This is a genomic window from Leifsonia sp. NPDC058248 (genome assembly GCF_042881905.1).
Lineage (GTDB): Bacteria > Actinomycetota > Actinomycetes > Actinomycetales > Microbacteriaceae > Leifsonia.
Window position 1 is genome coordinate 79,762 of record NZ_JBHVXB010000013.1, and the last position, 7,886, is coordinate 87,647.

7 protein-coding genes are annotated in these 7,886 nt (G+C 69.0%); 6 read left to right on the forward strand and 1 reads right to left on the reverse strand.

Going from position 1 to position 7,886, the window contains the following annotated elements; all coding sequences use genetic code 11:
- The first annotated feature begins 73 nt into the window (after positions 1–73).
- Positions 74–760, forward strand: coding sequence for a lysoplasmalogenase (locus tag ACFVV5_RS18130; RefSeq protein ID WP_387246906.1), 687 nt, complete (start codon positions 74–76; stop codon positions 758–760).
- Here the strand turns inward: ACFVV5_RS18130 and ACFVV5_RS18135 are convergent.
- The gene (locus ACFVV5_RS18135; protein ID WP_387246908.1) at positions 714–1,919 is read right to left on the reverse strand and encodes a low temperature requirement protein A; all 1,206 of its coding nucleotides are present in this window, start codon (positions 1,917–1,919) and stop codon (positions 714–716) included. The genes ACFVV5_RS18130 and ACFVV5_RS18135 overlap by 47 nt on opposite strands.
- Positions 1,920–1,965: 46 nt before the next feature.
- On the opposite strand from ACFVV5_RS18135, the gene ACFVV5_RS18140 reads away from it, so the two are divergent.
- From ACFVV5_RS18140 to ACFVV5_RS18160, 5 genes are all read left to right on the forward strand, one after another.
- Positions 1,966–2,388, forward strand: a complete 423-nt coding sequence (locus tag ACFVV5_RS18140) for a VanZ family protein (protein WP_387246910.1) — start codon at positions 1,966–1,968, stop codon at positions 2,386–2,388.
- A 62-nt stretch (positions 2,389–2,450) separates the two neighbouring features.
- The gene (locus ACFVV5_RS18145; RefSeq protein ID WP_387246912.1) at positions 2,451–3,602 is read left to right on the forward strand and encodes an LLM class flavin-dependent oxidoreductase; all 1,152 of its coding nucleotides are present in this window, start codon (positions 2,451–2,453) and stop codon (positions 3,600–3,602) included.
- Entirely contained in the window at positions 3,602–4,231 is a 630-nt protein-coding gene (locus ACFVV5_RS18150; protein ID WP_387246914.1) for an FMN reductase, read from the forward strand. The genes ACFVV5_RS18145 and ACFVV5_RS18150 overlap by 1 nt, the downstream gene beginning before the upstream one ends.
- A gap of 94 nt (positions 4,232–4,325) precedes the next feature.
- Positions 4,326–5,105: a fructosamine kinase family protein gene (locus tag ACFVV5_RS18155; protein WP_387246915.1), complete on the forward strand. Its 780-nt coding sequence runs from the start codon at positions 4,326–4,328 to the stop codon at positions 5,103–5,105.
- A gap of 305 nt (positions 5,106–5,410) precedes the next feature.
- Entirely contained in the window at positions 5,411–7,702 is a 2,292-nt protein-coding gene (locus tag ACFVV5_RS18160; RefSeq protein WP_387246917.1) for a polyribonucleotide nucleotidyltransferase, read from the forward strand.
- The last annotated feature ends 184 nt before the right edge of the window (positions 7,703–7,886 follow it).

A 7,886-nucleotide genomic window follows, 5' to 3' on the forward strand; every position in this document is an offset into this window, starting at 1 on the left:
CGTCACCTCCGGGTGGCGGCCCGTTCGTCATGTCCGGCGGCCGGCCCGGCGGCCGGCCCGCTACGCTCGACCCGTGGCACTCCCGTTCCTGCCGTACATCGTCGTCGGCGTCATCCATCTCCTCTCGCAGCTGCTCGGCATCCCCGGCCTGACCTCGCTCACCAAGCCGCTGCTCATGCCGGCCCTGCTGCTCGCCCTGCTCTGGGCCCTCCCGCGGCGCCGCGGCGAGGTGGCGGTGCTCGGCTCGCTCGGCATCCTGTTCGGCTGGCTGGGCGACCTCGCGCTCATGGACTCCGGCCCCGGCTTCCTGATCGGTCTCGGGTTCTTCCTCCTCGGACACGTCGCCTATCTGACGCTCTTCGCGCGCCGGATGCGCGTGCGCAACCGGCCGCGCTGGTGGTCGGCCGTCTACGTGGTGTGGTGGGTGGCGCTGCTCGGCGTCCTCGCCCCGCACGCGGGCGCCCTCGTGCTGCCGCTCGCCCTCTATGGGCTGGTGCTCGGCGCCCTCGCCGTCACCGGGTCGGCCTGCAACCGCTGGATCGCCATCGGCTCCGCCAGCTTCCTGATCTCCGACTCGGTGCTCGGTCTCGATCGGTTCCTGCCGGGCTTCGCGCTCTGGCAGGTCGACTTCGTCATCATGCTCACCTACTTGGCCGGCCAGGGGCTGATCTGCTGGGGGATCGTGCGCCAGGCGCGAGCATCCGGAGCCCGCCTCACGGTGCCGGCGTCTGCCGGCGCACCGCGGAGTCGACGAGCGTGATCGCGACGAGCAGACCCGCGACCACCGCGATGCCGACCACCACACCGGCAACGCCGATCACGGGAGAGGCGAGCGGCAGCAGCAGGACCAGCGCGATGGTGAGCAGGGTCTTCAGCGGCCGGATCACCACTTCGGGCACGAGCGGCGCGTGGAGCACCCACAGCATGAACAGAAACACCGCCACCGGGATCGCAATCGCATATTCGGCCGCGGTGTCCGACATCTCGGTGTGGCCGGCGCCGTGCTGCACCGCCACCTCCAGTCCGGCGCCGAGCGCCGCCAGCGAGGCGAACACGAAGTAGTGCCCGTAGCCCCAGTAGAAGGAGCGGCCGCGCCGGCTGGTCAGTCCTTCCGCGGCGGGTTCGAGGAAGTACAGCCACCAGAGCGCGAACAGCAGCGCGAGCCCGGCGGCTGCGATCGTGACGAGCGAGGCCGAGACGCCCCCGGCCGCGAGGCTGCGTTGAACACCGATCGCCGACGCGGAGACCGACTCGCCCAGCACGATGATCGTGAACAGCCCGTAGCGTTCGGCGATGTGGTGCGGGTGCCAGGAGGTCTTCCCGGTGCGTTCGGCCCACAGCGGCACCGAGAGGTCGAGCGCTGCGAGGATGAGGAAGGTCCACCAGCCCCACTCGGCCGGGAGCGCCAGGCGCGACACCCAGCCGAGCTGCACCACCGAGATCCCGATGGCGTAGCGCAGGTCGGTGACACGGCCTTCCGGATGCTCGACAGCGGCACGCACCCACTGGCTCACCAGGCCGACGCGCATGATCAGGTAGCCGATGGTGATCGCAGTGAAGTCGCCGCCCTCGAACGCGCTGGGCACGCCGGCGGCGAGGACGAGCACGCCCGCCATCTGGATCAGGGTGGTCAGCCGGTACAGCACGTCGTCGGTGTCGTAGGCGGAGGCGAACCAGGTGAAGTTCATCCACGCCCACCAGATCGCGAAGAACACCATGAGGTACGGACCGAGCACCTGCAGCTCGTGTCCGTGCTCGGCGGCAGTGGCCAGCTGCGACGCGACCTGGGCGATGGCGACGACGAACGTGAGGTCGAACAGCAGTTCCAGCGGGCTCGAGACGCGGTGCGCCTCGTCCGTGGCGCGCCCGTTCATCCGGATGCGGAAGACCGGGGGCCGGGTCGGCGTTTCGTTGGTCATAACTCATTCTGGCGGCCTGTCGGCTGCGGTACGCCACGATAGGAGGATGATTCGACGTCATCCGTGGCTGAGCGCCCTCACCGCGCTCTACCTCGTCGCGGTCGCGTGGATCACCCTCGTGCCGACGCAGGCCGGCACGGGCGGAGTGATCCAGGATGTGCTCGACCTGCTCGCGCGCACCCCGCTCGCCGCCGGCCTGAGCCGCACCGACGTCGAGTTCGCCGCGAATGTGCTGCTGTTCGTGCCGATGGGCCTGCTGTTCACACTGCTGCTCGGCGTGCGGCGGTGGTGGGCCGCGCTCGTGATCGGAGTCGGGGCGACCTGCTTCATCGAGGTCGCTCAGCTGTTCATCCCGAGCCGGGTCAGCGACGTGCGCGACCTGGTGGCGAACACGGTCGGGACGCTGATCGGGATCGCACTGACCGTCGCTGCTGCGGCCCTCCTGAGGGTGCGAACGGTTCGGGAATAGCCGGGCGGCCTCAGCCGTTGAGGGGGATATCAATGCAAACGCATGGAAATGGAGCAGTCAGAATGCAGTTCGGTATCTTCAGCGTCGGTGACATCACGACCGACCCCACCACCGGTCAGACCCCGACCGACGCCACACGGTTGCAGGACGTCCTGACCATCGCCCAGCATGCGGAAGAGGTCGGACTGGACGTGTTCGCAATGGGCGAGCATCACAACCCTCCCTTCTTCCCCTCGAGCCCCGTCGCGATCAACAGCTACCTCGCCGCCAAGACGAAGCGCATCATCCTGTCGACCGCCACCACGCTCATCACGACCAACGACCCCGTGCGCATCGCCGAGGAGTACTCGATGCTGCAGCACCTCTCCGGTGGCCGCATGGACCTCACCCTCGGCCGCGGCAACACGGGCCCGGTCTACCCGTGGTTCGGCGAGGACATCCGCCAGGGCATCCCGCTGGCGATCGAGAAGTACGCGCTGCTGCACCAGCTGTGGCGTGAGGACTTCGTCGACTGGGAGGGCAAGTTCCGCACTCCGCTGCAAGGATTCCAGTCCACGCCGCGCCCGCTCGACGACGTGCCCCCGTTCGTCTGGCACGGCAGCATCCGCAGCCCCGAGATCGCGGAGCAGGCGGCCTACTACGGCGACGGCTTCTTCGCGAACCACATCTTCTGGCCCGCGTCGCACACCCAGCAGATGATCGCGCTCTACCGGCAGCGGTTCGAGCACTACGGTCACGGCACTGCCGATCAGGCGATCGTCGGGCTCGGCGGCCAGGTGTTCATGCGTAAGAACTCGCAGGACGCCGTCAGCGAGTTCCGGCCGTACTTCGACAACGCCCCGGTGTACGGTCACGGTCCGTCGCTCGAGGAGTTCACTTCGCAGACCCCGCTGACCGTCGGCAGCCCGCAGGAGGTCATCGACCGCACGCTCGGCTTCCGCGACTACGTCGGCGACTACCAGCGTCAGCTCTGGCTCCTGGACCACGCCGGTCTTCCGCTGAAGACGGTGCTCGAGCAGCTCGACATCCTCGGCGAGGAGGTCGTGCCCGTGCTCCGCAAGGAGTTCGACGCGCTGCGCCCCGCCCACGTGCCGGACGGTCCCACGCACGCGGCCATGGTCGCCGAGCGCGACGCGGCGGAGCTGGACGAGGCCGCCGAGGCCGTAGTCGAGTCCACTGCAGACGCCGTCGCCGTCAGCTCGGAGGTGAAGTGATGACCACCCGGAGGATCGCCGTCGTCTCGGCCGGCCTCAGCCAGCCGTCGTCGACGCGCCTGCTCGCCGACCGCCTGACGGAGGCCACGGTGCGCCGGCTCCACGAGCAGGGCTTCGAGACCGAGGTCGACGTAGTGGAGCTGCGTGACATCGCGCACGACGTCACGAACAACCTCCTCGCCGGCTTTCCCAGCCCGACCCTCGCCGACGCCATCGGGAAGGTCAGCGGAGCGGACGGCCTGATCGCCGTCACCCCGGTCTTCACCACGAGCTACAGCGGATTGTTCAAGTCGTTCTTCGATGTGCTCGACCCCACCGCGCTCGAGGGGATGCCCGTGCTGATCGGTGCGACCGGCGGCACCGAGCGTCACTCGCTGGCCCTCGAGTACGCGATGCGCCCGATGTTCACCTACCTGCACGGCGTCGTCGTGCCGACCTCGGTGTACGCGGCGTCCGCCGACTGGGGGAGCGGTGCCGACACGGTGAAGGCCCTTCCCGACCGCATCGAGCGCGCCGCGGGCGAGTTCGCGGCCCTGGTCTCCGCCTCCGACCGCAGCTCGATGGTCACCGACCCGTTCGCCCTGGAGGGCAACTTCGGTTCGATGATCGGCGGCTTCCAGTCCGAGTAGGACCTCAGCGAGGGGTGTCGAACGCAGTCACCGGGTCCAGGTCCGGCTGCGTGAGACACCCCTCGCTGCGTCTGCGCGCGGGTACTGTCGGGGGATGCACGCGCGCACGATCGTGAAGCAGCGCCCGGATGCTCCGCCGCGGTTCTTCGAGGCAGAGGCGGCAGGCCTGCGCTGGCTGGCCGAGCCCGAGACCGCAGGCGGCGCCCGGGTCGTCGAGACGATCGACACCGGCCCCGGCTTCATCGAGCTGGAGCGCATCGACGAGACCCGCGCGACCCCGGATGCGGCCCGCGCGTTCGGCGCCGCCCTCGCGGTCACGCACACGGCCGGCGCGGACGCGTTCGGTGCACCGCCGCACGGCTGGGAGGGTCCGCTGTTCATCGGCAGGCGTCCGCTCCCGGTCGCCCACGAGTCCAGCTGGGGCCGCTTCTATGCCCGGGATCGCATCCTGCCGTACCTCGGCATCGCGGTCGAGGCCGGGGGTGTGACGTCGACGCAGCTGCCGGTCATCCGGGAGGCGGTCGATCGCATCGCGTCCGGCGAACTGGACGACGGCGAGAGCCCGTCGCGCCTCCACGGCGACCTCTGGAACGGCAACCTCCTCTGGGATGCCCGCGGCGGCATCCTGATCGACCCGGCCGCTCACGGCGGCCACCGGGAGACCGACCTCGCGATGCTCGCACTCTTCGGCTGCCCGTACCTCGACGAGCTCACCGCCGCCTACGACGCGAAGGCGCCCCTGCGCGCGGGCTGGCAGGCGCGCATCCCGCTGCACCAGCTGCATCCGCTCGTCGTGCACGCCGCCTCCTACGGCCCGTCATACGGAGTCGCGCTCGCCGACGCGGCGCGCGCGACGCTCGCTCTGCCGGATTGACAGGCTGACCTGCTAGGATTCCTGCGGTTGGCTGAAAGCCGACCCAATTGAATACCGAAGCAACAAACGGAGCAGGCTGGCAGGAGCTGGTCCTCGGTGGTGGTATCCGGATGCGCATCCGACGAACAGCGCAACCGTGTATTTCTACTGATGGCCAGACGGGCACCAAGCCTCGGCGCAGACAGATGCGCCGGGCATGCCGCACGTACACGCCGACACGCGTGTCGATCTGCCTGTTCCCCTGCTCCGATGTACGAGTCGCCGCCCAAACGGGGTGACGACGTAAAACAAAGGAGAAAGACCTCTTGGAAGGTCCCGAAATCAAATTCGCCGAAGCCGTTCTCGACAACGGACGCTTCGGCACCCGCACGGTCCGGTTCGAAGCCGGCCGCCTCGCACAGCAGGCACAGGGCGCAGTCGCCGCCTACCTCGACGAGGAGACCATGCTGCTGAGCGCCACCAGCGCCAGCAAGCACCCGAAAGACAACTTCGACTTCTTCCCCCTCACGGTGGACGTCGAGGAGCGGGCGTACGCCGCCGGCAAGATCCCCGGCTCGTTCTTCCGTCGTGAAGGTCGCCCCTCCACCGAGGCGATCCTCGTCTGCCGCCTGATCGACCGGCCCCTGCGCCCGTCGTTCGTCGACGGCCTCCGCAACGAGGTCCAGATCGTCATCACCGTCCTGAGCATCGCTCCGGACGAGTTCTACGACGCTCTCGCGATCAACGCGGCCTCGATGTCGACCCAGATCTCCGGCCTGCCGTTCAGCGGCCCGATCGGTGCGGTGCGCCTCGCGCTCATCCCCGGCAACGGTGCTGCCGAAGACCAGTGGATCGCGTTCCCGAAGGCTTCGCAGCTCGAGGAGGCCGTCTTCGACATCGTCGTCGCCGGTCGTGTGATCACCGACGCGCAGGGCAACGAAGACGTCGCGATCATGATGGTCGAGGCGGAGGCCACGGAAGGCAGCTGGAACCTCATCAAGGCCGGCGCCACGAAGCCCGACGAGGCGGTCGTGGCCCAGGGCCTCGAAGCGGCCAAGCCGTACCTCAAGCAGCTGGTCGCGGCACAGAACGTGCTCGCTCAGCAGGCCGCGAAGGACATCGCCGAGTACCCGGTCTTCCTGCCGTACGCGCAGGAGACCTACGACAACGTCGCCGGCCTCGCCTACGACGAGCTCGTGAACGTCTACCAGATCGCCGACAAGATCGAGCGCCAGAACGCCGACGACGCCCTCAAGGAGCGCGTCAAGGTCGCCCTCACCGAAAAGGTGGAGGCGGGAGTGCTCGAGCCCGAGGTGCTGACGCAGTTCTCTGCGGCGTACAAGTCCGTCTCCAAGGTGGTCATGCGCGGCCGTGTGCTGCGCGAGGGCATCCGCATCGACGGTCGTGGCCTCACCGACATCCGCCCGCTCGACGCCGAGGTGCAGGTCATCCCGCGCGTGCACGGTTCGGCGATCTTCCAGCGCGGCGAGACCCAGATCCTGGGTGTCACCACGCTGAACATGCTCAAGATGGAGCAGCAGATCGACTCGCTGTCGCCGGTCACGAAGAAGCGCTACCTGCACCACTACAACTTCCCGCCGTACTCGACCGGTGAGACCGGCCGCGTCGGCTCGCCGAAGCGTCGCGAGATCGGGCACGGCTTCCTCGCCGAGCGCGCCCTCGTCCCGGTTCTGCCGAGCCGCGAGGAGTTCCCGTACGCGATCCGTCAGGTGTCCGAGGCTCTCGGCTCCAACGGCTCGACGTCGATGGGCTCCGTGTGCGCCTCGACCCTGTCGCTGCTCAATGCCGGTGTGCCGCTGCGCGCCCCGGTCGCCGGCATCGCCATGGGCCTCATCTCCGACACCGTCGACGGTGAGACCCGTTACGCGGCCCTCACCGACATCCTCGGTGCGGAGGACGCGCTCGGCGACATGGACTTCAAGGTCGCGGGCACCAGCGAGTTCGTCACGGCCATCCAGCTCGACACGAAGCTCGACGGCATCCCCTCGTCGGTCCTCGCCGGCGCGCTGAAGCAGGCGAAGGATGCTCGTACGACCATCCTGAGCGTGCTGAACGCCGCCATCGACCAGCCCGACGAGATGGCCCCGACCGCACCCCGCGTGATCTCGGTCCAGATCCCCGTCGACAAGATCGGTGAGCTGATCGGCCCGAAGGGCAAGACGATCAACGCGATCCAGGACGAGACCGGCGCCGACATCTCCATCGAGGAGGACGGCACCGTCTACATCGGCGCCGTCGACGGTCCGTCGGCCGAGGCCGCTCGTGCCCAGGTCAACGCGATCGCGAACCCGACCAACCCGGAGGTCGGCGAGCAGTTCCTCGGAACCGTCGTCAAGATCGCCGCGTTCGGCGCGTTCATCTCGCTGCTCCCCGGCAAGGACGGCCTGCTGCACATCTCCGAGGTGCGCAAGCTCGCCGGTGGCAAGCGCGTCGAGAACGTCGAAGACGTGCTCAACGTGGGCCAGAAGATCCTCGTCGAGATCACGAAGATCGACGACCGTGGCAAGCTGTCGCTCGCGCCGGTGCTCGCCGACGAGGCGGACACCCAGGGCCGCGACGCCGCCAGCGAGGGCCCGGAGGCTCCCGCCGAAGGCTAGTCGCTCACAGTACGACCGGATGCCCGCGCAGCTTCGTCTGCGCGGGCATCCGTCGTCTGCGCCCACCCGCGCGCCCGTCCCGCGCTCGCCCGCCCGCCTGCCCCGCAATCGAGTCCGGACTTGCTGGGGGGGCAACCGCTTTTTGGGCCCCGCAAGGCCGGCCTCGGAAGCGGGGGCCCGCAGG